Below are 26,488 nucleotides of genomic sequence, written 5' to 3' on the forward strand. Positions count from 1 at the left end.
TTGTGACACTTGATCCCGACGCTTTTGCCCGGCTGAGCTAAGCCGTAAGGGTGTCTTCGACGTTATCGGGATGGGCGCTATGCGTACAGGGATGTTCGCGCTGGCCTTGGGGTTACTGGCGCTACGCTTTTTACCGGTTTTGCCACCACTGTGGCTGTTGCTCGTTATGCCGGTGCTGGCTTTGATGCTGTTGCCGTTCCGCACATACCCCATCGCTTTGTTTTTATTCGGTTTCAGTTGGGCGTGCGTCTCGGCGCAATGGGCGCTGGATGATCGCCTGTCGCCGAAGCTGGACGGTCAGACTGTCTGGTTGCAAGGCAAGGTCGTCGGTTTGCCTGCGTTAACCGAAGGTGTGGTGCGCTTTGAGCTGGAAGGGCTGCAATCCAGACGATTCAGATTGCCGGAGCGCATGCGGGTAGCCTGGTATGGCGGTCCACAGGTGCGCAGTGGTGAACACTGGCGTCTGGCTGTCAAGCTCAAGCGCCCGGGCGGACTGGCCAACCCGCATGCCTTTGATTACGAAGCCTGGCTGCTCGCCCAGCGTATCGGTGCCACTGGAACTGTCTCTGATGGGCAATTGTTGAAGTCCGCTGCGTCCGGCTGGCGAGACGCTATACGCCAGCGCTTGTTGGCGGTAGACGCGCAAGGGCGTGAAGGCGGTCTGGCTGCATTGGTCCTGGGTGATGGCTCGGGCTTGAGCACGGTTGACTGGCAGATCCTGCAGGACACCGGCACCGTGCATTTGCTGGTGATTTCCGGGCAGCATGTGGGCTTGTTGGCGGGTGTGATGTACGCGTTTATCGCCGGGCTGGCGCGTTGGGGGCTGTGGCCGCGGGCCTTGCCGTGGTTGCCATGGGCGTGCGGGTTGGCGTTCAGTGCAGCGCTCGGTTATGGCTTGCTGGCAGGTTTTGAAGTGCCGGTGCGTCGGGCCTGCGTCATGGTGGGCATGGTCCTGCTCTGGCGTCTGCGCTTTCGTCATCTGGGGGCGGTCGGGCCGCTACTAGTGTCGCTGAATGTGGTGCTGGTGTTTGAGCCACTGGCCAGTTTGCAGCCGGGCTTCTGGCTGTCATTTATTGCCGTGGCGATTCTGATTCTGATATTCGGTGGGCGGCTGGGTGCCTGGAGCTGGCTGCAAAGCTGGACCCGCGCCCAGTGGTTGATCGCCATTGGTCTGTTACCTGTGTTGCTGGCGCTGAACCTGCCCATCAGTTTGAGTGGTCCGTTTGCCAATCTCGTCGCGGTGCCGTGGGTCAGCTTCCTGATCCTGCCGCCTGCGTTGCTCGGGACCTTGCTCCTGCCTGTTCCGTATTTGGGAGAAGGGTTGTTATGGCTGGCAGGGGGCGCGCTGGAGTGGTTGTTCAGGTTTCTCGGCTGGGTTGCCGGGTGGTTGCCTGCCTGGGTCCCGAGCGCCATTCCGTTCTGGGCCTGGGTGCTGAGTCTGCTGGGCGGCGTGTTGTTGCTCTTGCCCGGTGGTGTGCCGTTGCGCGGGCTGGGTTGGCCACTGTTGCTGCTTTGCGTGTTCCCGCCTCTGAAAAGCGTGCCGCACGGGCAAGTCGAAGTTCTGCAACTGGACGTCGGCCAAGGGCTGGCGATTCTTTTGCGTACTCGACACCACGCACTGCTCTATGACGCGGGGCCACGTTTCGGTGAATTCGATATCGGCCAGCGCGTCGTGTTGCCCGCCATACGCAAGACCGGTGCACGCCAGCTTGATCTGATGTTGATCAGCCACGCCGACGCGGATCATGCCGGTGGCGCGCAGGCGGTCCATCAAGGCTTGCCGGTCAAGCGGGTGCTGGGCGGTGAGCTGGAAAGGCTGTCACCGTTGCTGAACGCGCAACTGTGTACCAATGATGAGCGCTGGGAATGGGACGGTGTGGTGTTTTCGACCTGGCGCTGGAGTGATGCCAGAGAGGGGAATCAGGCCTCGTGTGTGCTGATGATCGATGCTCAGGGCGAGCGCTTGTTGTTGACCGGGGATATCGATGCGGAGGCCGAACAAGCGCTGATCGACAGTGGCCGCGATGTACGCGCCGACTGGCTGCAAGCGCCGCACCACGGCAGTCGTACTTCTTCATCGAAAAGCTTTGTGCGTTCGGTCGCCCCTCGCGGCGTATTGATTTCCCGAGGCCGCAATAATGCCTTCGGGCACCCGCATCCGTTGATCATGGCGCGCTATCACTGGTTCGGCATTCCCACCTGGGACAGCGCCGAGCTGGGTGCGATCAGCCTGCACCTCGGGACCTTCGACAAGCCGCGGTCGCAGCGGGCAGAGAGGCGTTTCTGGAGGGACTGACGCAAGGATATTGCTCGCAGGCTTCGGCGAGTCGCTGACCCTATGATAGAGTGGCGCCAATTTTTCGAGGGAGTCGTCACTGTGTGGGAACTGGTCAAATCTGGCGGCTGGATGATGCTGCCGATCATTCTGAGTTCCATTGCTGCGGTCGGCATTATCATCGAGCGCCTCTGGACCCTTCGTGCTAGCCGCATTACCCCGCCGCATCTGGTAGGGCAAGTCTGGCAGTGGATTCAGGACAAAAAGCTCGACAAGGAAAAGCTCAAGCAACTGCGTGCCGATTCCCCGCTGGGCGAGATTCTTGCCGCAGGCCTGGCCAATTCACGGCATGGCCGCGAAATCATGAAAGAGTGCATTGAAGAGGCTGCTGCCCGGGTCATTCATGACCTGGAGCGTTATCTCAGTGCGCTGGGCTCCATCGCTGCCATGGCACCTCTGCTCGGCTTGCTCGGTACGGTACTGGGCATGATCGACATTTTCGGGTCGTTCAATGCCACCGGCAATACAGCCAATGCCTCGGTTCTGGCGGGCGGTATCTCCAAAGCGCTGATCTGTACGGCGTCTGGCCTGATCGTCGCGATTCCTGCGATCTTCTTTCATCGTTACCTGCAAAGCCGGGTCGATGAACTGGTGGTCGGCATGGAACAGGAAGCCATCAAGCTTGTAGAGGTTGTGCAGGGTGATCGCGAAGTTGACCTGAACGATCCAAAAATCGACCTCAAGTCGCAGGCTCGGGGCGAGGGTCGCAAAAAGTGAAGTTTCGTCGTCGCAAGGTCAGGGAGAACATCGACATCAACCTTGTTTCGTTGATTGATGTGGTGTTCATCCTGCTGCTGTTCTTTATCGTGACCACGACCTTTACTCGCGAAACCCAATTGCGCGTTGACTTGCCGCAGGCGGTGACCGGCGCTCCGGAAACGGATGCCGATCTCAAGCATCTGGACATCACTATCAACGCTGACGGCGTCTTTTCGGTAAACAATCAATTGCTGCCGAAAAACGACCTGCAAACCTTGATCGATGCGCTTCAGCGGGAGTCTGCCGGTGATACCAGTCTGCCGCTGTCGATCAGTGCTGACGGTAAAACTCCGCATCAATCGGTGATCACTGCCATGGACGCCGCAGGCAAGCTGGGTTTCAGCCACCTGCGCATGACCACGGTCGAAGCCGCACCGGCTAACTAATGGCACTTTCTGACCGCTTGCTTGACGCCTGGTACAACGGCCATCCGGCGCTGATGCTGCTGCGTCCACTGGAGAGCCTCTATCGGCGAGTCGTGCAGGGCAAGCGTGAGCGTTTTCTGGCGGGGCAGGGCGAGATATACAAAGCACCTGTGCCGGTCGTCGTCGTGGGTAATATCACCATTGGTGGCACCGGCAAGACACCGTTGATCCTGTGGATGATCGAACACTGTCGCCGCCGCGGCCTGCGTGTTGGCGTGGTCAGCCGCGGTTACGGCGCTAAACCGCCGAGCCTGCCGTGGCGTGTGACCGCCGAGCAAAGCGCCGCTGAGGCGGGCGATGAACCCTTGCTCATCGTACAGCGCAGCGGTGTGCCGTTGATGATTGACCCTGATCGCAGCCGTGCCGTGCAGGCGCTGCTCGACAGTGAGTCGCTGGATCTGATTCTTTCCGATGATGGCCTGCAGCATTACCGGCTGGCGCGAGATCTGGAATTGGTTCTGATCGATGCTGCTCGTGGGCTGGGTAATCGCCGTTGTCTACCCGCAGGCCCGCTGCGCGAACCTGTCGAGCGTCTCGAAAGTGTTGATGCGTTGCTCTACAACGGAGCAAGCGCTGATCGGGACGACGGCTATGCCTTTCAGTTGCAACCTTCGGCGCTGGTCAATCTGCGCAGCGGCGAGCGTCAGGCGCTGGAGTTCTTCCCGGCCGGGCAGGCGCTTCACGCCGTGGCCGGCATCGGTAATCCTCAGCGTTTCTTCAATACTCTCGAAGGGCTACACTGGCGACCGGTCACCCATGCGTTCGCCGACCATGCTGTTTTCAGTGCTCAAGCGCTGACCTTTTCTCCGGCGCTGCCTGTTGTCATGACCGAAAAGGATGCCGTGAAATGCCGGCCCTTCGCGGCGGATGACTGGTGGTACCTGGCTGTGGATGCGGTGCCATCCGATGCTTTTATCAGTTGGTTCGATTCGCAGTTGTTACGTCTTTTGCCATGATTCGCTCAGGATTTCTTATGGACACCAAATTACTCGACATCCTCGCTTGCCCGATCTGCAAGGGGCCGCTGAAGCTCAGCGCCGATAAAACCGAGCTGATCAGCAAAGGCGCAGGCCTGGCTTATCCGATTCGCGATGGCATCCCGGTGATGCTCGAAAGCGAAGCGCGCACGCTGAGCACTGAAGAGCGTCTGGACAAATGACAGCAGCATTTACGGTCGTTATCCCGGCGCGTTACGGCTCCAGTCGTTTTCCGGGCAAACCGCTCAAAGAGATTGCTGGCAAGCCGATGATCCAGCATGTCTGGGAACAGGCACGCAAGAGCAGCGCGGCACGGGTTGTGGTCGCCACCGACGATGCGCGCATCGTTGAGGCCTGCAAGGCCTTTGGTGCTGAAGTGCTGCTGACGCGTGACGATCACAATTCTGGTACTGACCGGCTGGCCGAGGTCGCTACACAGTTGGGTCTGGAAGCCGACGCTATCGTGGTCAACGTGCAAGGCGACGAGCCCATGATCCCGCCTGCGGTGATCGATCAGGTGGCCGACAACCTTGCTGCCCACCCTGAAGCCCGTATGTCGACGCTGGCCGAGCCCATTGATGACGTGGCAGCGTTGTTCAACCCGAACGTGGTCAAGGTCGTGTCTGATATCAACGGCCTGGCCCTGACGTTCAGTCGCGCGCCATTGCCTTGGGCCCGGGACGCACTGGCCAGCGATCGCGAGCAATTGCCTGCGGGCGTGCCTTATCGTCGACATATCGGAATCTACGCTTATCGCGCAGGATTCCTGCATGACTTCGTGAGCTGGGGGCCATGCTGGCTGGAAAATACTGAAAGTCTGGAGCAGTTGCGTGCGCTCTGGCATGGCATCCGGATTCATGTCGCTGATGCGCTGGAAGCACCACCCGCTGGCGTCGATACGCCAGAAGACCTTGAGCGCGTTCGTCGCTTGCTGGAGATTTGACGTTGCAACCGCAGTTCGCTGTTTCACTCCGTCCGTTCAACACGTTCGGCGTTGATGTAAAAGCACAGATGTTTGCCGAAGCGCATAACGATGACGATGTGCGCGATGCGCTGGCTTATAGCGCGGAGCATGATCTGCCGCTGATGGTGATCGGCGGAGGCAGCAACTTACTGCTGACAGGTGATGTGCAGGCGTTGGTGTTGCGCATGGCCAGTCGCGGCATACGTGTCCTGCGGGAAGATTGCCTGCAGGCAGTCGTCGAGGCTGAGGCGGGCGAACCGTGGCATCCGTTCGTGTTGTCATGCCTTGAGTTGGGGCTCGCCGGGCTGGAGAACCTGAGCCTGATTCCCGGTACCGTTGGCGCTGCGCCCATGCAGAACATCGGCGCCTACGGGGTGGAAATCAAGGATCTGTTTCACGGTCTGACGGCGCTTGACCGTCAGACGGGTGAACTGCGTGATTTTTCCCTGGAGGAGTGTGCTTTCGGTTATCGCGACAGCCTGTTCAAGCATGAGATCGGCCGCTGGGTGATTTTACGGGTGCGCTTCCTTCTCACTCGTGATCCTCATTTGCACCTTGAATATGGTCCTGTGCGTCAGCGTCTGGAAGAGCAGGGTATCAAGCAGCCGACGCCGCGTGATGTCAGTGCGGCGATCTGTGCGATACGCAGTGAAAAGCTCCCGGACCCGGCAGTGCTAGGCAATGCCGGCAGCTTCTTCAAGAATCCTCTGGTATCTGCCGAGCTGGCCGAGCAGATCCGCCAAACGTATCCCGCGCTGGTGGGTTATCCACAGCCTGACGGTCAGGTGAAACTTGCCGCGGGCTGGCTCATTGAGCAGGCTGGCTGGAAGGGCTATCGCGAAGGCGATGCTGGTGTTCACCGGCTGCAATCATTGGTTCTGGTCAATTACGGGCAGGCGACGGGCTTGCAACTGCACGCTTTGGCGCAACGCATCCAGGCTGACATCGCTAAACGCTTTGGTGTTGCGCTGGAAATGGAACCCAATCTGTATTGAGTTGAATTAAAAAAGATTCTTGTAGGAGCGCACGAGCAACGCGAGGCCGCGATGGCGGTGTGCCAGGTAGACCGCCTCGCGTTGCTCGTGCGCTTCTACAGAATTAAGTGTTGTGTAGTCACCTATGCCCAGGAAGGGAGTAACCATGACCAACACTGTGTGTGCCATCGTCCTCGCTGCCGGAGAAAGTCGTCGGTTTCGAGCCATTGCCGGGCAGGGGCAGAGCAAGTTGCTTGCTTCATGCGTGGGGCGTGATGGTAGAGAGCGTCCGGTACTGGAGCAGACGCTCGTCAACCTGCAAGGGGTTGTCGACAAGGTTCTGGTGATTACCCGGCCCGACTGTTCGCAAATCATAGCGCTTGCTCACCACTATGGCTGTGAGCTGGTCATGCTGGCTTCAGCGGGTATGGGCGACAGTATCGCCGCTGCCGTGGCTGCCGAACCGGATCATCGTGCCTGGCTGATCGTTCTGGGCGACATGCCTTTTATCCTGCCTCAGACCCTGCATCAGGTTGTTGCTTCGTTGGAAGACGGGCGAATCTCTGTGCCAGCCCTGAAGACCGAGTTTGGCCATCCAGTAGGGTTCGGTCGCCAATACGGTCCTGCATTGAAGGGGTTGAGCGGTGATCAGGGCGCGAGGCGATTGTTCCGGGAGGGCTGTGTCCAGCAGATAGAGGTAGATGATCCGGGAGTCCTTTGGGATGTGGATGTACCGGATCGGTTGGTGTTTGTTTCTTGATAAGGCATTTACGTCCATCTGTACGCTGATTTATGTCCGTAGCATCGCCATCGCGAGCAAGCTCACTCCTACAGTTGCAACCCGATCCCATGTAGGAGTGAGCTTGCTCGCGATGGCGTCAATGTAGGCGAAGGTTGATTCCATCATTACTACAGATTCCCAAGGCTCATAAAAAAAGCCCCACCTGCTTTCACAGGTGGGGCTTTTTCATTCAGTCAAGGATCAGGCGAGGGGTTTAGGCTCGGTGCTCTCTTCCTTGGCTTCATGGTGCTGGACGGCTTCGTCAGTCGACTGCAGGTTCTGCTCGGCAACCGGAGCAGGTTCTACTGCTTCAATTGCGGGCTGAACTGCTTCGACTTCGGCTGCCACAGGAGCTGCAACGGTATTCGCTGCGGCTTCTTCAGCTTCCTTTTGCAGGCGCTCGGCTTCACGCTTGCGACGACGGACTTCACGTGGATCGTTAGGCGCGCGGCCGTTGGTGCTGACCGGCAGAGCTGGAGCTTCAGGGGCAACCGCCACTGCTGCTTCTGCGGTAGGCGGAGTCGCAACAACTTCAGGTGCGGCGTACGGAGCAGGTTCCTCGGCAACCACTGGCGCTGGAGTTGGCAGTTCAGCCGACTGAGTGTCTACAGCCTCCGCGCGAGCCGGTGCTACTTCCTCAACCTGCGTGGCTGGTGTTGTCGGCTCTGGCGTTGGCTTGAAAGGAACAACACGTTCTGCGTGTGGTGCTTCGAACAGCTCGGTCTGTGCAGCCAGAGCCGGGGCTTCAGCGATGACCTGAGGAGCCGCTTCGACAACCGCTGGCACTTCAGCAGACTGCACTTCAACGTCCGGAGCTTTTTCGGCTTTCGGTGCGTCTTGAGCAATTGGAGCCTCAACAGCAGGCGTTTCTACTGCCGATGCTTCAACCGGAGCTTCGAACGCTGGAGTCTGGATCGAAGGGGTTTCGATAACAGCCTGCGGTACGAAAGACGAGTCGGTAGAGTCCACGGTAGCAGTTGCGCGCTCGGCCTGGCGGTTGGCTTCGGCTTCGGCTGGTGCACTGATAACGCTGCTGGCAACGGCTGCGGTAGCGGCTGTAATAGCCAGGCCTGCTGCCTGATCGGAGTTGCCGGATTCGCTGCCTTCTTCTTCAGCGCCTTCGGAACCTTCGATCACGTTGCCGTTTGCGTCACGCTGACGCTCACGACGGTTGCTGCGACGACGCTGACCACGGGAGCGGCGGCGAGGGCGATCGCCTTCTGCACCGTCCTGATGATCTTCGGTAGCCAGTTCTTCGTTCGGCAGCACTTCGTCTTCGCTGACCGCAGCTGCGGCCTGCTCAGCGCGAGGTGCACGTTCTTCACGCGGCGCACGGGGTTGGCGCTCTTCGCGTGGAGCGCGTTCCTCGCGAGGTGCACGCTCTTCACGCGGAGCATCGGCTGCCGGAGCGGCATCCAGAGGTTCGCGCAGTTCACGTACACGCTCTTCACGCGGCTTGCGGTCTTCACGTGGCGCGCGTGGAGCACGAGGTGCGCGCTCTTCACGCGGTGCGCGGGCCGGGCGTTCTTCACGCGGTGCTGCATTGTTTTCGTCGACGGCCTCACGTGGAGCACGCGGTGCACGTTCTTCACGAGGTGCGCGTTCCTCACGTGGAGCACGCTCTTCGCGTGGCGCACGTTCGGCGCGTTCTTCACGCGGCTTGCGTTCTTCGTCGCGACGGTTGTTGCGGCCACGGCTTTGTTGACGGCCGTTGCGGCGTTCTTCGTTGCGCGCAGGGCGTTCGGCGGCAGGCTTTTCAACCACAACCGGTGCGGCTGGCTCTTCCTTGGTGGCGAACAGGCTCACCAGAGACTTGACCAGACCTTTGAACAGGCTTGGCTCGTGAGCGACTGGCGCTGGAGCAGCAGCGGCGGCCTCAACCGGAACCGGAGCGTTGGCGCGCGGTGGAGCAGTTTTGACTGCAGCTTCCTGACGAACCAGGGTTCGGGTGGCGGCAGCTGGCTGAACTTCTTCCACTTCAGCAGCAGCGGCAGCGATTTCATAGCTGGACTGCAGAGTGTGGGCTTCCGGGCTGTCATCACGCAGACGCTGAACTTCGAAATGCGGCGTTTCGAGGTGATCGTTCGGCAGGATGATGATGCGGGCGCGGGTGCGCAGTTCAATCTTGGTGATCGAGTTGCGTTTTTCGTTGAGCAGGAAAGCCGCAACCGGAATCGGCACTTGAGCGCGGACTTCAGCGGTACGGTCTTTCAGGGCTTCTTCTTCGATCAGGCGCAAGATAGCCAGCGACAGCGATTCAACATCACGGATGATGCCGGTGCCGTTGCAGCGTGGGCAGACGATACCGCTGCTTTCGCCCAACGATGGACGCAGGCGCTGACGGGACATTTCCAGCAGGCCGAAGCGCGAGATGCGACCGACTTGAACGCGAGCGCGGTCAGCTTCGAGGCTTTCGCGGACTTTTTCTTCCACGGCGCGCTGGTTCTTGGCCGGCGTCATGTCAATGAAGTCGATGACGATCAGGCCGCCGATGTCACGCAGGCGCAACTGACGGGCGATTTCTTCAGCCGCTTCCAGGTTGGTCTGCAGAGCGGTTTCTTCGATGTCGCTGCCTTTGGTGGCGCGCGCCGAGTTGATGTCGATGGACACCAGGGCTTCGGTTGGATCGATAACGATGGAGCCGCCGGAAGGCAGTTCAACGACGCGCTGGAAGGCGGTCTCGATCTGGCTTTCGATCTGGAAACGGTTGAACAGCGGAACGCTGTCTTCGTACAGCTTGATCTTGCTGGCGTACTGCGGCATCACCTGACGGATGAAGGTCAGGGCTTCTTCCTGGGCTTCGATGCTGTCGATCAGCACTTCGCCGATGTCCTGGCGCAGGTAGTCGCGGATGGCGCGGATGATGACGTTGCTTTCCTGGTAGATCAGGAATGGAGCAGCGCGGTCCAGCGAAGCTTCTTTGATGGCGGTCCAGAGTTGCAGCAGGTAGTCGAGGTCCCACTGCATTTCTTCGCTGCTGCGGCCCAGGCCGGCAGTACGAACGATCAGACCCATGTCGGCTGGAGCAATCAGGCCGTTCAGCGCTTCGCGCAGTTCGTTGCGCTCTTCGCCTTCGATGCGACGGGAAATACCGCCTGCACGCGGGTTGTTTGGCATCAGGACCAGGTAACGACCGGCCAGACTGATGAAGGTCGTCAGGGCTGCGCCTTTGTTGCCGCGCTCTTCTTTTTCGACCTGAACGATAACTTCCTGGCCTTCGGTCAGGACGTCCTTGATGTTGACGCGGCCTTCGGGGGCTTTCTTGAAGTACTCGCGGGAGATTTCTTTGAGAGGCAGGAAGCCGTGGCGCTCAGAGCCGAAATCGACAAAGGCAGCCTCAAGGCTGGGTTCGATGCGAGTGATCCGGCCTTTATAGATATTGGCCTTTTTCTGCTCGCGGGCACCGGACTCGATGTCCAGGTCATATAAGCGCTGGCCGTCTACCAGTGCAACGCGCAACTCTTCGGGTTGAGTTGCATTAATCAGCATTCTTTTCATGTAGTACCGTCGGTTTCCGGGCTGCCGGAAACGGCGTTCGGCACACACGACTTCTCACGGTCGGTGTCAGGGCACGTCAGGAGTGGTTGGACACTCCAGTGTCTAGCGAGATTACGGCCAACGGGGCCGGAGTCGCGACGACGTTTCCTGCTTGCTGTGGTGACAAAAGACACCCTTTCAGCAAAAGCTTTGTCAGGAGGAGGAATCGACCATCGGTAGCGGACGAGATGAAGCGTCTAAAACAAGCCTTGTGCTACACAGTCCGATGGTTGTGCGTCTCCACCCTACACGTATCCCTGATAATTCGGGTGCTGCCGTGCGCAGAATCCGCAACGGGTTGGCATTTACCGCGGCCTTCCAGAGGGAGGGTCGCGCATCATGGCTTAAGGCGTTTGTTTCCGAAACATTCGCTCGGAGCGTCTGTAAACGACTGCACTTTGTGAACTGGCCGTGATTTTTTAGCTCTGAAGGCGAGTGATAACTCTGCGATCTGGCGTCTATCAGGCCTCATGTCACCTGCGCTTGTTACGTTTGCAGCCAATCCGTTGTCACCGAAAGCCCCGTAGGACGGCCTCGCGTCCTCGTGAATTGCGTAGGGCAGGGCCGGTCATAAACCGTTTGTCCGCTGTCCAGGCCGCTTTTGGCGGCGTTCGCGACTATAGCAGCAATCATTAAGTGCTTCAAATCCATAAAAATTGTTATGATTTGCGCCATGACGAATATCACCCCTCCAACCCCTGGCGTCCAGCTGGTAGAGGTTGCGCCGGAATATGCCGGTCAACGTATCGATAACTTTCTTGTCACTTTCCTCAAAGGCGTGCCCAAGACCTTGATCTACCGCATCTTGCGCAAAGGCGAAGTGCGGGTGAACAAGGGGCGGATCAAGCCCGAGTATAAGTTGCAGGCGGGCGACATCATCCGGGTTCCGCCGGTGCGCGTGCCTGAGCGGGATGAACCTGTGCCTGTGGCTCAGGGGCTCCTGCAGCGCCTTGAAGCGGCGATTGTCTACGAGGACAAGGCGCTGATCGTGCTTAACAAGCCCGCAGGTATTGCCGTACATGGCGGCAGCGGCCTGAATTTCGGTGTTATCGAGGCGTTCCGGCAGATGCGTCCGGATGCCAAAGAGCTGGAGCTGGTGCACCGCCTGGATCGCGACACTTCCGGGCTGCTGATGATTGCCAAGAAGCGCAGCATGTTGCGCCACCTGCATGAGGCCTTGCGCGGCGACGGCGTCGACAAGCGCTACATGGCGTTGGTGCGCGGTCGTTGGGATACCGCCCAGAAGCGCGTCAGTGCTCCGTTGCTCAAAAGTAATCTGCGTTCCGGCGAGCGCATGGTCGAGGTCAATGATGAAGGCAAAGAGGCACTGACGATTTTCAAAGTGCTGCGCCGTTTCGGTGACTTCGCCACTATGGTCGAGGCCAAGCCGGTGACCGGCCGTACTCACCAGATTCGCGTGCACACGCTGTATGCGGGGCACGCAATTGCAGGTGATACCAAATACGGCGACGAAGACTTCAGTCGCGAGATTCGTGACCTGGGCGGCAAGCGCTTGTTCTTGCATGCTTACATGCTGACCGTGCCACTGCAGGATGGTGGCGAGCTTAAATTGCAGGCACCCGTGGATGAGATGTGGGCCAAGACCGTGGAGCGTTTGAGTGCGACCTGATTTTGAATCATCGAAGTACGATTTGTTGATTTTCGACTGGGACGGCACGCTGGCCGACTCCATTGGTCGTATCGTCGCCGCCATGCGCGCCGCAGCTGTAGAAAGCGGCAGGCCGGAGCGTGATGAGCTGGCCATCAAAGGCATTATCGGTCTGGGGCTGCCCGAAGCGATTCGAACGCTTTATCCGGATATCACGGCCAATGACCTGATCGACTTCCGTCAGCATTACGCCGACAGCTATATGGCCATGGATAACGACGTCGCTTCGCCTTTGTTCGAGGCAGTGCGCGAATCCATTGAAGGCTGGCGCGCCGAGGGTTACAAGATGGCCGTAGCGACGGGTAAGGCGCGTCGCGGCCTTGATCGTGTACTCAAGGCGCATGACTGGCTCGATTATTTCGACATCACCCGCGCTGCGGATGAAACCGCCAGCAAGCCTGATCCGCTGATGCTCAATGAAATCCTGCAGTATTGCGGGGTTGAGCCGGGGCGGGCGTTGATGGTGGGTGATTCTTCTTTCGATCTGTTGATGGCGCGTAACGCTGGCATGGATTCAGTGGCTGTTGGCTACGGTGCCCAATCGCTGGATTCGCTGCGTACCTACGAGCCACAGTTGGCTATCGAGCATTTTTCCGAGCTGCGCACCTGGCTGGGTGATCGCAGTCGTCAGTCTTCATTGTTGGGGTCGTAAATAAATGTCGGACGAATGGAAAGCACCGGTTTCGCAGGACAAGGATGAGCTCGCAGACAGCAAGGCTGATGCGAAGAGCTGGAAGTTGCTGGAAAAAACCTTGCTGGCAGGCATTCAGGAGCAGCGTCGCTCGCGTCGCTGGGGGATTTTCTTCAAGTGCCTGACCTTCCTTTATCTGATCACGGCATTGTTCCTGTTCACGCCGCTGGGCGATTTCGAGAAGAGTGCTTCTGGCAGTGCGCATCACACCGCGCTGATCCAGATCGAAGGCATGATCGCCGACAAGGAGCCTGCCAGCGCCGATAACATCGTTGGCAGCCTGCGTGCGGCGTTCGAGGACCCGAAAACCAAAGGCGTAATCCTGCGTATCAACAGCCCGGGCGGTAGCCCTGTGCAGTCGGGCTACGTTGCCGATGAGATTCGTCGCTTGCGTGCCGAAAAGCCGGAGATCAAGGTCTACGCCGTGATCACCGACCTGGGAGCTTCGGGCGCCTATTACATCGCCAGCGCCGCTGACCAGATCTACGCCGACAAGGCCAGTCTGGTGGGGTCCATCGGCGTCACCGCGGCAGGCTTCGGCTTTGTCGGTGCAATGGAAAAGCTGGGTGTGGATCGTCGAACCTACACGTCGGGCGAGCACAAGTCGTTCCTCGATCCGTTCCAGCCACAAAAAGAAGACGAGACCGCATTCTGGCAGAGCGTCCTGGACACCACCCACCGCCAGTTCATCGCCAGCGTGAAACAGGGTCGCGGCGATCGCCTGAAAGACAAAGACCATCCGGAACTGTTTTCCGGCCTGGTCTGGACGGGCGAGCAAGCGCTGCCGCTGGGCCTGATCGACGGACTGGGCAGCTCCAGCTACGTCGCGCGTGAAGTAATCGGCGAGAAAGAAATGGTCGACTTCACCGTTCAGGAATCCCCGTTCGATCGCTTCTCGAAAAAACTGGGCGCCAGCGTCGCTGACCAAATCGCAATGTGGGCAGGCTTCAAAGGACCGACGCTTCGCTGATTGCGAATCGGACCCAATAAAAAACCCGGCCATTGGTCGGGTTTTTTGTTGTGGTCTGGTCGGTTCGGCCATCACTGCCCATAGCTCGGTAAGCCCGCGCATGAGGTCGGCTGTCAGGCCGCCACGCTTTTGATTTTGATCTTGGGCGCCCCGTTAAACCACGCTGGCCGAACGCAGATTCTGAAGTGTGGGTAACCCGGCAGGACGCCGGGTTAGCCGCATTGGGCCATGGATGGCTCATTGCGGCGGCCCACGGTTCAGGGTCTGTGTTCGGGTACACCGAGCGACAGCGAGGTGCCAAGTGGTGGGGCAAGAGCGCTTTGGTTACTTTCGCGCTCTTCGAAAGTGACGCGCTGTAAAAGCGCAACCAATAGCCGCCGTGAAAGCGGTAACGGATATGTACACAAAAAAACACTGCATGAAGATGGTCGTGTCCGATGCCCAATCAGGGCACCTGCACGCCTTCCTTTATAAGCATATCCACCAACCGAATCAGCGGCAGCCCAATCAAACTCGTAGCATCACTCCCCTCAGTACTCCGAAACAGACTGGCACCCAACCCCTCAGCCTTGAAACTGCCCGCGCAGTCATACGGCTGCTCCGCACGCAAATAACGCTCGATACAAGCCTGATCCAGCGTACGCATATGCACCGTAAACGGCACATGATCAACCTGACAAACCCCCGTCGAGCTATTGAGAAGGGCAAGGCCAGTCAAAAAAGTCACACCAGATCCACTGGCATTGCTCAACTGATCTCGCGCACGTTCGAACGTATGAGGCTTGCCAAGAATCTCGCCATCCAGCACAGCCACCTGATCCGAACCAATGATCAAATGTCCGGGATACTCGATTGCAAGCGCGCGGGCTTTCTCTTCAGCGAGGCGGCGGACCAGCTCCACTGCGCCCTCGTCAGGTCGGTGGCTTTCATCGATATCAGGCGACGCGCAGACGAACGGCAGGCGCAGTCTGGCGAGCAATTCCCGGCGATAAGGTGAGCTGGAAGCGAGGAGTAAAGGCAACATGCGGTTCTCCAGAAAGTGAAAACTGATTCTAATCAGTCTTGTGCAGGATTATTGGCCTGAATTTCCTTTGACATGCCTTGGGGTCGTCCCTAGAATGCTGCGCCTATGTTGAATGACCCGATTCCACCTCACGTTGACCCGCGCAAATTGGCTGATCGTGGCACTACCCTTCAAGGTGAAGTGCTGCTGGCTGATTTGGAGAGACTCTGCGACCCGCTTTCCGACACCGTCGGTACGGTGCAGGCCAAATTCATTTTTGAGCGTGACGAACGTCGCTCCGTGGTTATCCACAGTGCAATCGACGTCGAAGTCAAAATGGTTTGCCAGCGTTGTCTTGAGCTGGTCACCCTGCCGATCCACAGCGAGTGCAGTTACGCCGTGGTGAAGGAGGGTGCGAATACCCAGTCGTTACCGAAAGGTTATGACGTGCTGGAACTGGGCGAAGATCCATTGGATCTGCTGGCATTGATCGAGGAGGAGCTTTTGCTCGCCTTGCCCATTGTGCCTGCTCATCATCCGGAAGAATGCCAGCAGCCGGCGGGTCTCGATGAGCCCGAACCGAGCGTGGACGAGGTAACGCGGTCCAACCCGTTCAGTGTATTGGCGCAGTTAAAGCGTGACCCAAACGTTTAGGAGTTAATCAATTATGGCTGTTCAGCAGAACAAAAAATCCCGCTCTGCCCGTGACATGCGTCGTTCGCACGACGCTCTTGAGGCAAGCACTCTGTCGGTAGAAAAGACCACTGGTGAAATTCACCTGCGTCACCACGTTTCGCCGGAAGGTGTTTACCGTGGTCGTAAAGTGATCGACAAGGGCGCTGACGAGTAATTTCTTGTCCGCTCCGATCATCGCGATCGACGCAATGGGCGGGGACTTCGGTCCCCGCAACATTGTTCAGGCTAGCCTCGCGTGCCTGACTGCTACGCCCTCGCTTCATCTGATCCTTGTGGGTCAAGCCCCCCTTATTGAAGAACTGATTTCCCGCCATTCAGGTGTGGATCGCTCACGTCTGCGCGTTGTGAACGCCAGCGAAGTGATTGCCATGGACGAGCGGCCCTCTCAGGCATTGCGTGGCAAGCCTGATTCTTCGATGCGTGTGGCATTGGATCTGGTGGCAAGCGGGCAGGCGCAAGCCTGTGTCAGTGCCGGTAACACGGGGGCCTTGATGGCGCTCTCGCGTTTTGTGCTGAAAACCCTCCCGGGGATTGATCGGCCAGCCATGGTTGCAGCCATTCCAACCCAGCGCGGTTACTGCCAGTTGCTGGATTTGGGGGCGAACGTCGATTGCAGTGCCGAAAATCTCTATCAATTTGCAGTGATGGGGTCGGTGGCGGCTGAGGCGCTGGGTGTGGTGCGGCCAAAGGTCGCGCTGCTCAACGTCGGGACCGAGGACATCAAGGGCAATCAGCAGGTCAAACTGGCGGCGAGCCTTTTGCAGGCTGCTCCGGGCTTGAACTACACAGGCTTTGTCGAAGGTGACGGGTTGTATCGCGGTGAGGCAGATGTTGTCGTTTGTGACGGCTTTGTCGGCAATATCGTGCTGAAGTCCAGCGAAGGGTTGGCGAGCATGATCTCTGCGCGAATTGAAACCTTGTTCAGGCAAAATGTGTTGTCCAGGGCGGTTGGTGCACTGGCGATGCCCTTGCTAAAGCGTTTACAGGCAGATCTGGCGCCTGCCCGGCACAACGGTGCGAGTTTTCTCGGGTTGCAAGGCATTGTGGTAAAGAGTCACGGCTCTGCCAGTATGCAAGGCTTTCAAAGTGCGATTCAGCGGGCGCTGATCGAGATTCAGGAAAACCTGCCGCAACGCTTGCATGGGCGCCTTGGAGAGTTGTTATAGGCTTTCTCTGGCGACGTTTGCGGTTCATCTCCGCTAGAATGTGACGCTGCTGACTGACCGGTCATCAAAATCGGCAAGTGGCTGTAATTAGAATTTCTCGCGCTCGGCCAAGGCCGGGCGTTTATTTCGACGACAATAATCAGGGGCTTGTTTAATGTCTGCATCCCTCGCATTCGTCTTTCCGGGTCAAGGATCGCAATCGCTCGGCATGCTTGCCGATCAGGGCGCACAGCATCCTTTGATCCTCGATACTTTCGCGCAGGCATCCGATGCCTTGGGTTATGACCTCTGGGCGCTGACTCAGGAAGGTCCGGTGGAGTCGCTCAATCAGACCGACAAGACCCAGCCGGCCATTCTTACCGCTTCTGTTGCCCTGTGGCATGTATGGCTGGCTGAGGGCGGCGCTGTTCCTGCTTTTGTTGCCGGTCACAGTCTGGGTGAGTACAGCGCGCTGGTCGCGGCGCAGAGTCTGAGCCTGGCTGACGCAGTCAAGCTGGTAGAGCGTCGCGGGCAGTTGATGCAGGAAGCCGTTCCGGCCGGTCAGGGCGGCATGGCTGCCATTCTTGGCCTGGATGATGCCGATGTTATCGCTGCCTGCGCCGAAGCGGCTCAGGGCGAAGTGGTCAGCGCGGTCAATTTCAACTCGCCGGGCCAGGTCGTCATCGCCGGTTCCGTCGAGGCTGTAAAGCGCGCAATGGAGTTGTGCAAGGCGCGTGGCGCAAAACGTGCCCTGCCATTGCCGGTCAGCGTTCCGTCGCACTGTGAGTTGATGCGTCCGGCGGCCGAGCGTTTTGCTGAGTCGATCGAAGCGATTGAGTGGCAGGCTCCGCAGATTCCATTGGTGCAGAACGTCAGCGCCAGTGTCGTGACAGATCTGGCCACGTTGAAAACCGATCTGCTGCAACAGTTGTACAAGCCGGTCCGTTGGGTCGAGTCGATCCAGGCTTTGGCTGCAAATGGCGCTACCCAGTTGATTGAGTGTGGCCCGGGCAAAGTCCTGGCTGGTCTGAACAAGCGTTGCGCCGAAGGCGTGACGACCTACAACCTGGATACCCCAGACGCCTACGCCGCCGCCCGTGCGGCACTGGCCTGATTAGGAGAGCTTGCATGAGCCTGCAAGGTAAAGTTGCACTGGTGACCGGTGCCAGTCGTGGTATCGGTCAAGCCATTGCCCTGGAATTGGGTCGTAATGGCGCCGTTGTCGTCGGGACCGCGACTTCCGAGTCCGGTGCCGAGCGCATCAGTGCGACGTTCAAGGAAAACGGCATCGAAGGCTTTGGCCTTATGCTGGATGTCTGCAACGCCGAATCCGTTGATTCCGTGCTGTCGCAGATTCAGGAGCGCGTGGGTGCGCCACTGATTCTGGTCAACAATGCCGGCATCACCCGTGACAACCTGATGATGCGCATGAAAGACGACGAGTGGAATGATGTCGTCAACACCAACCTGAACAGCCTTTTCCGTCTGTCGAAGGGTGTTTTGCGCGGTATGACCAAGGCGCGTTGGGGTCGAATCATCAGTATTGGTTCTGTTGTGGGTGCCATGGGCAACGCAGGCCAAGTAAACTATGCCGCCGCGAAAGCGGGTCTGGAAGGTTTCAGTCGCGCCCTGGCGCGTGAAGTGGGTTCGCGTGCCGTAACCGTGAACTCGGTAACTCCGGGCTTTATCGATACCGATATGACCCGTGAGCTACCCCAGGCGCAACGAGATTCCCTGACGGCACAGATTCCTCTGGGTCGCCTGGGGCAGGCAGAAGAGATTGCGCATGTTGTCGCTTTTCTTGCCTCGGAAGGTGCAGGCTACGTTACCGGGGCTACAATCCCCGTTAACGGCGGCATGTATATGTGATCGCCCGTTTCAAAAAAATGTAATACGGGCTGTCTAAAATCCGTTATAAAGCTGAAATCTTTTAATGGGCAGAGGGTGATGGGCGTATCGGGAATTGCGTTTAGCTTGAAATACGCAAATCCTCTTCTATACACTTACCCATCGGCCAGCTGCCTGAATTTGTCCACTAGGAGTTAAAACACGGTATGAGCACCATCGAAGAGCGCGTCAAGAAAATCGTTGCCGAGCAACTTGGCGTCAAACAAGAGGAAGTGGTTAACACTGCTTCCTTCGTTGAAGACCTGGGTGCCGACTCCCTTGACACCGTTGAGCTGGTAATGGCTCTGGAAGAGGAATTCGAGACCGAAATCCCTGACGAAGAAGCCGAGAAGATCACCACTGTTCAAGCTGCTATCGATTACGTTACTGCCCACCAGGCGTAACATTTAGTAATCGTTGCTGGGTCATGGGAAAACCGCACTGCCTTACCGGCGTGCGGTTTTTTCTTTAAAACGATGTCCTGTGTAGTCAATGAGAGAAAAGGAGAGTCCTGTGTCGCGTAGACGCGTCGTGGTCACCGGTATGGGTATGCTGTCGCCATTGGGTACGGATGTGCCGAGCAGTTGGCAGGGTATTCTGGCTGGTCGCAGTGGCATTAACCTTATCGAACACACAGACCTTTCGGCTTACACGACCCGCTTTGGCGGTTCGATCAAGGGCTTCAACGTCGAAGAGTATCTGGCGCCCAAAGAGGCTCGCAGGCTCGATCTATTCATCCAGTACGGTCTCGCTGCCAGCTTTCAGGCTGTGCGTAATTCCGGCCTGGAAGTCACCGATGAAAACCGTGAGCGCATTGGCGTTGCCATGGGTTCTGGAATCGGTGGCCTGACCAATATCGAAAACAACAGCCGTTCTCTGCATGAGCAGGGGCCTGGGCGTATTTCGCCGTTTTTCGTACCTGGTTCGATTATCAACATGATTTCCGGTTTCCTGTCGATCCATCTGGGCGCACAGGGGCCTAACTATGCCATTGCAACGGCTTGCACCACCGGCACGCATTGCATTGGCATGGCTGCACGCAATATTGCCTACGGCGAAGCCGATGTGATGATCGCTGGCGGTGCCGAAATGGCAGCCTGTGGGCTGGGCATGGGCGGCTTTGGTGCTTCCCGGGCGCTGTCGACCCGCAATGACGATCCGACTCGCGCCAGCCGTCCCTGGGACAAAGGCCGTGATGGTTTTGTGCTGTCTGACGGGTCCGGTGCGCTTGTTCTTGAAGAACTGGAGCATGCCAAGGCACGTGGCGCGACGATTTATGCCGAGCTGATCGGCTTTGGTATGAGCGGCGACGCTTACCACATGACTTCGCCGCCAGACGATGGCGCCGGTGCTGCGCGCTGCATTCGTAATGCGCTGAAGGATGCTCAGGTCAACACTGATCAGGTTCAGTACATCAATGCCCACGGCACCTCGACCATGGCGGGCGACCTTGCCGAAGCCAATGCAATCAAAAGTGTATTTGGCGACCACGCTTACAAGCTGGCGGTCAGCTCCACCAAATCCATGACCGGTCACCTGTTGGGTGCGGCCGGTGCCGTTGAAGCTATTTTCAGTGTGCTGGCCATTAACGGTCAGGTGGCGCCACCGACCATCAACCTGGATGAGCCAGGTGAAGGTTGTGATCTGGACTTCGTGCCACATGAGGCGCGCAACATGCCAATCGACGTGGTGATCTCCAACTCCTTCGGTTTTGGCGGAACCAACGGCTCACTGGTGTTCCGCCGGTTCGCCGAGTGATGTCAGGCTGGATAGATGGACGTCCGGCCGACACGCTTTCTGTCAGGAATAGAGGCCTTGCTTACGGTGATGGTCTGTTTGAGACCGTCGCCGTAAGGGCAGGGCGCCCATCGCTACTGGATCAGCACCTGCAGCGCTTGCAGCGAGGCTGTGATCGTCTCCGCATCACGGCTGATCATCTTCTGATTCGTGACGAGCTGCTGGCTTTTGCCGCGCAGCTCGGCGATGGCGTCATGAAACTGATTCTTTCCCGTGGCGACAGTCAGCGCGGCTATGCCCCTGATCCACATTCCCGGGCGCTAAGAATTCTTCAGGGCAGTCCACTGCCTGCCTATCCTGCTGCTCATGCAGAGCTGGGTGTTCGTCTGTTTCCCTGCGTCACTCGTCTGGCCGAACAACCTTTGTTGGCGGGCTTGAAGCATTTGAATCGTCTTGAGCAGGTGCTTGCCCGCTCGGAATGGCAGAGCCCCGAGTTTGCCGAGGGGCTGATGCGTGATACCTCCGGGCGCGTTATTGAAGGGGTTTACAGCAATCTGTTCATGGTCCGTGATGGCCTGTTGATCACGGCTGATCTGAGTCGCGCCGGTGTAGCCGGAGTGATGCGTGCTGCCCTGCTGGAGCAGGCGCCGACGCTCGGGGTGCAAGTTGATGTTCGTGACCTGCAGATGGCTGATCTGGAACACGCTGACGAAGTATTTGTCTGTAACAGTGTCTATGGCATCTGGCCGGTACATGGCTTCGAACAGCTGAGCTGGCCGGTTGGGCCGCTCACCCGTAAACTGCAGCGCACAGCTGTTGCCCTTCTGGATATCGCTTAGTGATTCGAAAATTTTTGCTGTTGCTGGAAACGGGTCTGGTCCTGGCAGGTCTTGGGTTGGGTTTTGCCTATTGGCAGCAGAACGAGGCGTTGCATCAGCCCTTGAACGTTACCCAGGAACAGATGCTCGACGTTCCTGCCGGTTCTACGCCAGGCGGTCTGCTCAACCGTTTGCAAGCCGACGGTGTGATCAAGGATGCTTTCTGGCTGCGACTTTACTGGCGCTTTAACCTGTCGGATGAGGCTTTGCACAGCGGTGAATACCGCATGACGCCGGGTATGGATGCGCAATCCTTGCTCGCGCTGTGGCAGCGTGGCGAAGTCGTGCAATACAGCCTGACCCTGGTCGAAGGCTGGAATTTCCGGCAAGTGCGTGCAGCGCTGGGTAAGCAGGCCAAGCTTGAGCAAACATTGGGAAATCTGACGGACTCGGAGCTGATGGCCAAAATCGGTCACCCGGACGTCTTTCCCGAAGGCCGGTTCTTCCCTGACACGTACCGCTACGTGCGTGGCATGACCGACGCCGAGATCCTCAAACAAGCTTACAAGCGCCTTGATGAGGTGCTGAATGACGAGTGGGCGAAGCGTGCAGCAGATGTGCCTTACGCCGACCCTTATCAAGCGCTGATCATGGCATCGCTGGTTGAAAAGGAAACCGGCGTCCCGCAGGAGCGTGGGCAGATTGCCGGGGTATTCGTTCGCCGGTTGGCTCTCGGGATGTTGCTGCAGACCGACCCGACCGTGATCTACGGTCTCGGTGAGCGCTATAACGGCAAGCTCACCCGTGCTCACTTGAAAGAGCCTACGCCTTACAACACTTATGTCATTACCGGCTTGCCGCCCACGCCTATCTCATTGGTAGGGCGTGAAGCGATTCACGCGGCGCTCAATCCTGTGGCAGGCAGCAGTCTTTACTTCGTCGCCAGAGGCGATGGCAGTCACGTCTTTTCCAACGACCTGGATGCGCACAACGCTGCTGTTCGTGAGTTTCAGCTCAAGCGTCGTGCCGACTACCGATCAAGCCCGGGTCCCGTCGCGCCCCCGGTTGTACCGGCCACACCCGCTGAGCCAGTCCCGCCGGTCGAGCCTGATCCTGCAACGACAGACGCCTCCAAATCTGAAGAAAGCGCTGCCCCGAGCGAGCAAAAATCACAATGAATCCTACTGAGTACAGCCTGTGACCGGCCTGTTTATCACCCTAGAAGGTCCGGAGGGTGCGGGTAAAAGCACCAACCGTGAATACCTTGCCGCGCAACTGCGCGCTGAAGGCATTGATGTGCTGCTGACGCGCGAGCCGGGCGGCACCCCGCTGGCCGAACGCATTCGCGAGCTGTTGCTGGCGCCCAGCGACGAAGCGATGCATGCCGATACCGAGCTGCTGCTGGTGTTTGCAGCCCGCGCACAGCATCTGGCCGAAGTGATTCGCCCCGCGCTGGCGCGTGGTGCCATCGTGCTGTGCGACCGTTTCACAGATGCCACTTACGCCTATCAGGGCGGTGGCCGTGGTTTGTCTCACGAGCGTATCGCTACACTGGAAAGTTTTGTGCAGGGCGCTTTGCGGCCGGACCTGACCCTGGTATTCGATTTGCCCGTGGAAGTGGGTCTTGCGCGTGCTACGGCGCGGGGGCGACTGGATCGTTTCGAGCAGGAAGGTCGAACCTTTTTTGACGCAGTGCGCAGCACTTATCTGAATCGTGCCAAGGCTGAACCTGCTCGTTATCGTTTGGTGGATGCCGCGCAATCGCTGCCTCAAGTGCAACGATCCCTCGATGCATTGCTGCCCGAGCTGTTGAGTCTGTACCGTGGCTGAAGCTTACCCTTGGCAAGAGCAGTTGTGGCAACAGTTGGCCGGTCGCTCTCAGCACGCCCACGCTTATCTGCTACATGGGCCGATCGGCATTGGCAAGCGAGCGTTGGCCGAGCGCCTGATGGCCAGTCTGCTGTGCCAGCGACCGGAAGGTCTGGAAGCGTGCGGTCAGTGCAAGTCTTGCCTGCTGCTCGCGGCGGGCAGTCACCCCGATAACTACGTGCTGGAGCCGGAAGAGGCGGACAAGGCGATCAAGGTCGATCAGGTTCGTGATCTGGTGGGTTTTGTGGTGCAGACCGCGCAAATGGGTGGCCGCAAAGTCGTGTTGATCGAGCCGGTCGAGTCGATGAACATCAATGCCGCCAATGCCCTGCTCAAAAGCCTTGAGGAGCCGTCTGGTAATACCGTGTTGCTGCTGGTCAGCCATCAGCCGAGCAGATTGTTACCTACGGTCAAAAGTCGCTGTGTGCAACAGGCTTGCCCGTTACCCAGCGAAGAGATGAGCCTGGTCTGGCTGGCCAAGGCATTGCCCGAATGCAGCGAAAGCGAGCGTTTTGAGTTGCTCACGCTGGCGGCGGGGTCGCCGCTTGCCGCCGTCAGCCTTCAGGCTCAGGGTGTGCGCGAGCAACGAGCTCAGGTCGTGGATGGCGTGAAAAAACTGCTCAAGCAGCAACAATCACCGACGCAGCTTGCGGAAGGCTGGAAAGACATCCCTCTGTTGCTTTTGTTTGACTGGTTCTGTGATTGGTCGCACCTGATCCTGCGTTATCAATTGACCGAAGATGAGCAAGGGTTGGGATTGGAGGATATGCGCAAAGTAGTGCAGTATCTGGCCCAGAAGTCCGCGCAGGGCAGGGTGCTTGAAATTCAGGACTGGATCCTCGCTCAACGCCAGAAAGTCATGTCCAAGGCCAATTTGAACCGGGTGCTGTTGCTTGAAGCGTTGCTGGTTCAGTGGGCTGGATTGACTGGCCAGCGCTAGATGTTGCCCGGCTGTCTTTATTCCGATACCAAGGAGTTGTCATGAGCTTGCCGCTGAATTCAGGTCCACGAAATGGCATTTTGTCTCTGACTATCAAGGACAAGGCTGTTCTCTACGCCGCTTATATGCCATTCATCAAAAATGGCGGGCTGTTCATCCCGACCAGCAAAAGCTACAAGCTGGGGGATGAGGTTTTCATGTTGCTGAATCTGATGGATGAGCCGGAGAAAATTCCGGTGGCCGGCAAGGTGACATGGATCACTCCCAAGGGCGCTCAGGGTAACCGCGCCGCTGGAGTGGGTGTGCAGTTCAATGACGGTGACAATACCGCGCGTACCATGATCGAAACCTATTTGGCCGGTGCTTTGAAGTCCGACCGTCCTACCCACACGATGTAGATGTTTATTTCATGCTTGTAGATTCCCATTGCCACCTTGACCGCCTCGACCTCGCCGAACATTCCGGTTCACTGGATGCTGCCCTTGAGGCTGCCCGGGGGCGTGGTGTCGGGCATTTTCTGTGCATTGGCGTCAGCGCCGACAACGCGGGTGCGGTCAAGGCGCTCGCCGAGCGTTATGACGATGTCGATTGTTCGGTGGGTATCCATCCGCTGGACCTGACGCCAGGTGAAACACCAGCCCTGGACTGGTTGCTCAAGGAGCTGGATCACCCGCGAGTCGTCGCCATCGGCGAAACCGGGCTGGATTATCATTACGAGCCCGAGGCAGCAGAACTTCAGCAGGCGTCTTTCCGGTTGCACCTTCAAGCAGCGAACATCACCGGCAAACCGGTCATTGTTCATACTCGTGGTGCACGTGCCGATACGTTGAGCCTGTTGCGTCAAGCCGCTCTGCCCCAGGGCGGTGTGTTGCACTGTTTTACCGAAGACTGGGAGATGGCCAAGGCCGCGCTAGACCTGGGTTTCTATATTTCTCTCTCGGGCATCGTCACTTTTCGCAATGCGGATGCGCTACGTGATGTGGCGCGCCAGGTGCCTGCTGATCGGTTGCTGGTTGAAACGGACTCACCGTATCTCGCGCCAATTCCTTATCGCGGCAAACCAAACCTGCCGCAGTACGTTCGAGAAGTCGCCGAGTTTCTGGCGATGTTGCGCGGCGAGTCCTATGAGCAGTTTGCTGAAATGACAACGGCTAACTTTGCTCGCCTGTTTCCGCTGGCCCATCTCAAGGGTTGATGGGATTACAGGCAAAAAAAACCCGGGTTCTGGGGGGGGAATCCGGGTTAAGACCATTAGGAGTAAAACAAAGGTGCGCTATCCATCGGCACCTTTATCGGCACGCCACTTGGGGGAGATGTCGCGCCAACGAACTAAGTATTGGTCAGGATCGCAAGGCGTCCAGTCGCTTCTGTACGTTTTTTAAACAGATTTGGAATAGCGCCAGGGTTCTTGAGTCCGTTTTGCATTCACCTTATCGTCCGATGCGCCCAGACCAAGCTCAGCTCCCGCATGAGATCAGACCTTTGTGGGAGCCGAGTCAGCGTGAAACTCAAGATTGTCTGACAGTCTTCGTCCGAAACCGGCTTTCCACGCATTTAGTGAACCCTGGTTGGATGATCCGTGCAATTTCGCGCAAGTTAGGCATAATACCGAGCTTCGATTTTGAGCCGTGCAGACCTTCTCAATATGCAAAAAGAACCTCGTAAGGTCCGTGAGTTTCGCCGCCGTGAGCAGGAAATTCTCGACACCGCGCTTAAGTTGTTCCTCGACGAGGGCGAAGACAGCGTTACTGTCGAGATGATTGCGGATGCCGTGGGCATTGGCAAAGGCACCATCTACAAACACTTCAAATCCAAGGCTGAAATCTATCTGCGCCTGATGCTCGACTATGAGCGGGATTTGAACGAGTTGCTGCATTCGGCGGATCTGGAAAAAGACAAAGAGTCGCTGTCCCGCGCCTACTTCGAGTTCCGCATGCGCGACCCACAGCGTTATCGTTTGTTTGATCGCCTCGAAGAGAAGGTCGTCAAAGGCAATCAGGTACCTGAGCTGGTGGAGGAACTGCACAAGATTCGTGCCTCCAACTTCGAGCACCTGACACTGTTGATCAAGGGGCGGATCAACGAAGGCAAACTCGAAGACGTACCTCCCTATTTTCACTATTGCGCCGCCTGGGCTCTGGTGCATGGCGCTGTTGCGCTGTATCACTCGCCGTTCTGGAGCAATGTGCTGGAAGATCAGGAGGGCTTTTTCCAGTTCCTGATGGATATCGGGGTGCGCATGGGTAATAAGCGCAAGCGCGATAGTGACGTGCCTGTTGATCCGAAAGCGGACCCTGCAGGCCAGTAATAA

At 58.0% G+C, this 26,488-nt stretch carries 27 protein-coding genes; 25 read left to right on the forward strand and 2 right to left on the reverse strand.

Annotation, left to right across the window (positions count from 1 at the left end; genetic code table 11):
• Nucleotides 1-79 precede the first annotated feature (79 nt).
• The 8 genes from ACYASS_RS09195 to ACYASS_RS09230 all read left to right on the forward strand — a co-directional run bounded on the left by ACYASS_RS09195 (nucleotide 80) and on the right by ACYASS_RS09230 (nucleotide 7,194).
• Nucleotides 80-2,296: a DNA internalization-related competence protein ComEC/Rec2 gene (locus tag ACYASS_RS09195; RefSeq protein ID WP_463585906.1), complete on the forward strand. Its 2,217-nt coding sequence runs from the start codon at nucleotides 80-82 to the stop codon at nucleotides 2,294-2,296.
• Nucleotides 2,297-2,377: 81 nt separating this feature from the next.
• Nucleotides 2,378-3,052 (forward strand): MotA/TolQ/ExbB proton channel family protein, encoded by a 675-nt coding sequence (locus ACYASS_RS09200; RefSeq protein WP_027898764.1) that lies wholly within the window; start codon nucleotides 2,378-2,380, stop codon nucleotides 3,050-3,052.
• Nucleotides 3,049-3,480: an ExbD/TolR family protein gene (locus ACYASS_RS09205; protein WP_122664951.1), complete on the forward strand. Its 432-nt coding sequence runs from the start codon at nucleotides 3,049-3,051 to the stop codon at nucleotides 3,478-3,480. Before ACYASS_RS09200 ends, ACYASS_RS09205 begins: the two co-directional genes overlap by 4 nt.
• Entirely contained in the window at nucleotides 3,480-4,475 is a 996-nt protein-coding gene (gene lpxK / locus ACYASS_RS09210) for a tetraacyldisaccharide 4'-kinase (protein ID WP_463585907.1), read from the forward strand. The genes ACYASS_RS09205 and lpxK overlap by 1 nt, the downstream gene beginning before the upstream one ends.
• Before the next feature lie 17 nt (nucleotides 4,476-4,492).
• Nucleotides 4,493-4,678 carry a Trm112 family protein gene (locus ACYASS_RS09215; RefSeq protein ID WP_058437370.1) on the forward strand — a complete coding sequence of 62 codons (186 nt, stop codon included), beginning with the start codon at nucleotides 4,493-4,495 and terminating at the stop codon, nucleotides 4,676-4,678.
• Complete coding sequence (gene kdsB / locus ACYASS_RS09220) at nucleotides 4,675-5,439, forward strand: 3-deoxy-manno-octulosonate cytidylyltransferase (protein WP_243247721.1); 765 nt, start codon at nucleotides 4,675-4,677, stop codon at nucleotides 5,437-5,439. Before ACYASS_RS09215 ends, kdsB begins: the two co-directional genes overlap by 4 nt.
• Nucleotides 5,436-6,455, forward strand: coding sequence for a UDP-N-acetylmuramate dehydrogenase (gene murB / locus ACYASS_RS09225; RefSeq protein ID WP_463585908.1), 1,020 nt, complete (start codon nucleotides 5,436-5,438; stop codon nucleotides 6,453-6,455). Before kdsB ends, murB begins: the two co-directional genes overlap by 4 nt.
• A gap of 145 nt (nucleotides 6,456-6,600) precedes the next feature.
• Nucleotides 6,601-7,194: a nucleotidyltransferase family protein gene (locus ACYASS_RS09230; RefSeq protein WP_463585909.1), complete on the forward strand. Its 594-nt coding sequence runs from the start codon at nucleotides 6,601-6,603 to the stop codon at nucleotides 7,192-7,194.
• Between the two features lie 222 nt (nucleotides 7,195-7,416).
• On the opposite strand, the gene rne is transcribed toward ACYASS_RS09230, so the two are convergent.
• The gene (rne, locus tag ACYASS_RS09235; protein WP_463585910.1) at nucleotides 7,417-10,713 is read right to left on the reverse strand and encodes a ribonuclease E; all 3,297 of its coding nucleotides are present in this window, start codon (nucleotides 10,711-10,713) and stop codon (nucleotides 7,417-7,419) included.
• Between the two features lie 712 nt (nucleotides 10,714-11,425).
• Here rne and rluC point away from each other — a divergent pair.
• From rluC to ACYASS_RS09250, 3 genes are read left to right on the forward strand one after another with little or no spacing between them, the layout of a single operon-like run.
• Nucleotides 11,426-12,382, forward strand: coding sequence for a 23S rRNA pseudouridine(955/2504/2580) synthase RluC (gene rluC, locus ACYASS_RS09240; RefSeq protein WP_463585911.1), 957 nt, complete (start codon nucleotides 11,426-11,428; stop codon nucleotides 12,380-12,382).
• Complete coding sequence (locus ACYASS_RS09245; protein WP_463585912.1) at nucleotides 12,372-13,073, forward strand: HAD-IA family hydrolase; 702 nt, start codon at nucleotides 12,372-12,374, stop codon at nucleotides 13,071-13,073. The genes rluC and ACYASS_RS09245 overlap by 11 nt, the downstream gene beginning before the upstream one ends.
• A 4-nt stretch (nucleotides 13,074-13,077) precedes the next feature.
• On the forward strand, nucleotides 13,078-14,082 hold the full coding sequence (locus ACYASS_RS09250) for a S49 family peptidase (protein ID WP_122664944.1): 1,005 nt from the start codon (nucleotides 13,078-13,080) through the stop codon (nucleotides 14,080-14,082).
• 445 nt (nucleotides 14,083-14,527) lie between these two features.
• Here ACYASS_RS09250 and ACYASS_RS09255 read toward each other — a convergent pair whose 3' ends face one another.
• Nucleotides 14,528-15,106, reverse strand: a complete 579-nt coding sequence (locus tag ACYASS_RS09255; RefSeq protein ID WP_463585913.1) for a Maf family protein — start codon at nucleotides 15,104-15,106, stop codon at nucleotides 14,528-14,530.
• 105 nt (nucleotides 15,107-15,211) lie between these two features.
• Between ACYASS_RS09255 and ACYASS_RS09260 the strand changes: the two genes are divergently transcribed.
• From ACYASS_RS09260 to ACYASS_RS09325, 14 genes are all read left to right on the forward strand, one after another.
• Nucleotides 15,212-15,739: a YceD family protein gene (locus ACYASS_RS09260; protein WP_122664942.1), complete on the forward strand. Its 528-nt coding sequence runs from the start codon at nucleotides 15,212-15,214 to the stop codon at nucleotides 15,737-15,739.
• Between the two features lie 13 nt (nucleotides 15,740-15,752).
• Complete coding sequence (rpmF, locus tag ACYASS_RS09265) at nucleotides 15,753-15,935, forward strand: 50S ribosomal protein L32 (protein WP_002552688.1); 183 nt, start codon at nucleotides 15,753-15,755, stop codon at nucleotides 15,933-15,935.
• 4 nt (nucleotides 15,936-15,939) lie between these two features.
• The gene (plsX, locus tag ACYASS_RS09270) at nucleotides 15,940-16,947 is read left to right on the forward strand and encodes a phosphate acyltransferase PlsX (protein WP_463585914.1); all 1,008 of its coding nucleotides are present in this window, start codon (nucleotides 15,940-15,942) and stop codon (nucleotides 16,945-16,947) included.
• A gap of 154 nt (nucleotides 16,948-17,101) precedes the next feature.
• Entirely contained in the window at nucleotides 17,102-18,040 is a 939-nt protein-coding gene (fabD, locus tag ACYASS_RS09275; protein WP_463585915.1) for an ACP S-malonyltransferase, read from the forward strand.
• Nucleotides 18,041-18,054: 14 nt separating this feature from the next.
• Entirely contained in the window at nucleotides 18,055-18,795 is a 741-nt protein-coding gene (gene fabG, locus ACYASS_RS09280) for a 3-oxoacyl-ACP reductase FabG (protein ID WP_122664939.1), read from the forward strand.
• 185 nt (nucleotides 18,796-18,980) lie between these two features.
• Nucleotides 18,981-19,217, forward strand: coding sequence for an acyl carrier protein (acpP, locus tag ACYASS_RS09285; protein ID WP_007253394.1), 237 nt, complete (start codon nucleotides 18,981-18,983; stop codon nucleotides 19,215-19,217).
• Nucleotides 19,218-19,326: 109 nt separating this feature from the next.
• Nucleotides 19,327-20,571 carry a beta-ketoacyl-ACP synthase II gene (gene fabF, locus ACYASS_RS09290; protein ID WP_463585916.1) on the forward strand — a complete coding sequence of 415 codons (1,245 nt, stop codon included), beginning with the start codon at nucleotides 19,327-19,329 and terminating at the stop codon, nucleotides 20,569-20,571.
• Complete coding sequence (gene pabC / locus ACYASS_RS09295) at nucleotides 20,571-21,389, forward strand: aminodeoxychorismate lyase (RefSeq protein ID WP_463585917.1); 819 nt, start codon at nucleotides 20,571-20,573, stop codon at nucleotides 21,387-21,389. The genes fabF and pabC overlap by 1 nt, the downstream gene beginning before the upstream one ends.
• Nucleotides 21,389-22,546: an endolytic transglycosylase MltG gene (gene mltG, locus ACYASS_RS09300; RefSeq protein ID WP_463585918.1), complete on the forward strand. Its 1,158-nt coding sequence runs from the start codon at nucleotides 21,389-21,391 to the stop codon at nucleotides 22,544-22,546. Before pabC ends, mltG begins: the two co-directional genes overlap by 1 nt.
• A gap of 19 nt (nucleotides 22,547-22,565) precedes the next feature.
• The gene (gene tmk, locus ACYASS_RS09305; RefSeq protein WP_243247710.1) at nucleotides 22,566-23,198 is read left to right on the forward strand and encodes a dTMP kinase; all 633 of its coding nucleotides are present in this window, start codon (nucleotides 22,566-22,568) and stop codon (nucleotides 23,196-23,198) included.
• On the forward strand, nucleotides 23,191-24,177 hold the full coding sequence (locus ACYASS_RS09310; RefSeq protein WP_463585919.1) for a DNA polymerase III subunit delta': 987 nt from the start codon (nucleotides 23,191-23,193) through the stop codon (nucleotides 24,175-24,177). The genes tmk and ACYASS_RS09310 overlap by 8 nt, the downstream gene beginning before the upstream one ends.
• Nucleotides 24,178-24,218: 41 nt before the next feature.
• On the forward strand, nucleotides 24,219-24,575 hold the full coding sequence (locus ACYASS_RS09315; protein ID WP_243247708.1) for a PilZ domain-containing protein: 357 nt from the start codon (nucleotides 24,219-24,221) through the stop codon (nucleotides 24,573-24,575).
• 11 nt (nucleotides 24,576-24,586) lie between these two features.
• On the forward strand, nucleotides 24,587-25,372 hold the full coding sequence (locus ACYASS_RS09320) for a TatD family hydrolase (protein ID WP_463585920.1): 786 nt from the start codon (nucleotides 24,587-24,589) through the stop codon (nucleotides 25,370-25,372).
• Nucleotides 25,373-25,822: 450 nt separating this feature from the next.
• On the forward strand, nucleotides 25,823-26,485 hold the full coding sequence (locus ACYASS_RS09325; protein WP_243247706.1) for a TetR/AcrR family transcriptional regulator: 663 nt from the start codon (nucleotides 25,823-25,825) through the stop codon (nucleotides 26,483-26,485).
• Nucleotides 26,486-26,488 lie beyond the last annotated feature (3 nt).

It is taken from the genome of Pseudomonas sp. HP_14, assembly GCF_055283875.1.

What these genes read in the sequence shown, in the direction of transcription:
- ACYASS_RS09195 (WP_463585906.1), top strand. Translation starts at nt 80, where the DNA reads ATGCGTACAGGGATGTTCGCGCTGGCCTTGGGGTTACTGGCGCTACGC.
- lpxK (WP_463585907.1), top strand. Translation starts at nt 3,480, where the DNA reads ATGGCACTTTCTGACCGCTTGCTTGACGCCTGGTACAACGGCCATCCG.
- ACYASS_RS09215 (WP_058437370.1), top strand. Translation starts at nt 4,493, where the DNA reads ATGGACACCAAATTACTCGACATCCTCGCTTGCCCGATCTGCAAGGGG.
- kdsB (WP_243247721.1), top strand. Translation starts at nt 4,675, where the DNA reads ATGACAGCAGCATTTACGGTCGTTATCCCGGCGCGTTACGGCTCCAGT.
- ACYASS_RS09230 (WP_463585909.1), top strand. Translation starts at nt 6,601, where the DNA reads ATGACCAACACTGTGTGTGCCATCGTCCTCGCTGCCGGAGAAAGTCGT.
- rne (WP_463585910.1), bottom strand. Translation starts at nt 10,713, where the DNA reads ATGAAAAGAATGCTGATTAATGCAACTCAACCCGAAGAGTTGCGCGTT.
- rluC (WP_463585911.1), top strand. Translation starts at nt 11,426, where the DNA reads ATGACGAATATCACCCCTCCAACCCCTGGCGTCCAGCTGGTAGAGGTT.
- ACYASS_RS09250 (WP_122664944.1), top strand. Translation starts at nt 13,078, where the DNA reads ATGTCGGACGAATGGAAAGCACCGGTTTCGCAGGACAAGGATGAGCTC.
- ACYASS_RS09255 (WP_463585913.1), bottom strand. Translation starts at nt 15,106, where the DNA reads ATGTTGCCTTTACTCCTCGCTTCCAGCTCACCTTATCGCCGGGAATTG.
- ACYASS_RS09260 (WP_122664942.1), top strand. Translation starts at nt 15,212, where the DNA reads ATGTTGAATGACCCGATTCCACCTCACGTTGACCCGCGCAAATTGGCT.
- rpmF (WP_002552688.1), top strand. Translation starts at nt 15,753, where the DNA reads ATGGCTGTTCAGCAGAACAAAAAATCCCGCTCTGCCCGTGACATGCGT.
- fabD (WP_463585915.1), top strand. Translation starts at nt 17,102, where the DNA reads ATGTCTGCATCCCTCGCATTCGTCTTTCCGGGTCAAGGATCGCAATCG.
- fabG (WP_122664939.1), top strand. Translation starts at nt 18,055, where the DNA reads ATGAGCCTGCAAGGTAAAGTTGCACTGGTGACCGGTGCCAGTCGTGGT.
- acpP (WP_007253394.1), top strand. Translation starts at nt 18,981, where the DNA reads ATGAGCACCATCGAAGAGCGCGTCAAGAAAATCGTTGCCGAGCAACTT.
- pabC (WP_463585917.1), top strand. Translation starts at nt 20,571, where the DNA reads ATGTCAGGCTGGATAGATGGACGTCCGGCCGACACGCTTTCTGTCAGG.
- ACYASS_RS09315 (WP_243247708.1), top strand. Translation starts at nt 24,219, where the DNA reads ATGAGCTTGCCGCTGAATTCAGGTCCACGAAATGGCATTTTGTCTCTG.
- ACYASS_RS09320 (WP_463585920.1), top strand. Translation starts at nt 24,587, where the DNA reads ATGCTTGTAGATTCCCATTGCCACCTTGACCGCCTCGACCTCGCCGAA.
- ACYASS_RS09325 (WP_243247706.1), top strand. Translation starts at nt 25,823, where the DNA reads ATGCAAAAAGAACCTCGTAAGGTCCGTGAGTTTCGCCGCCGTGAGCAG.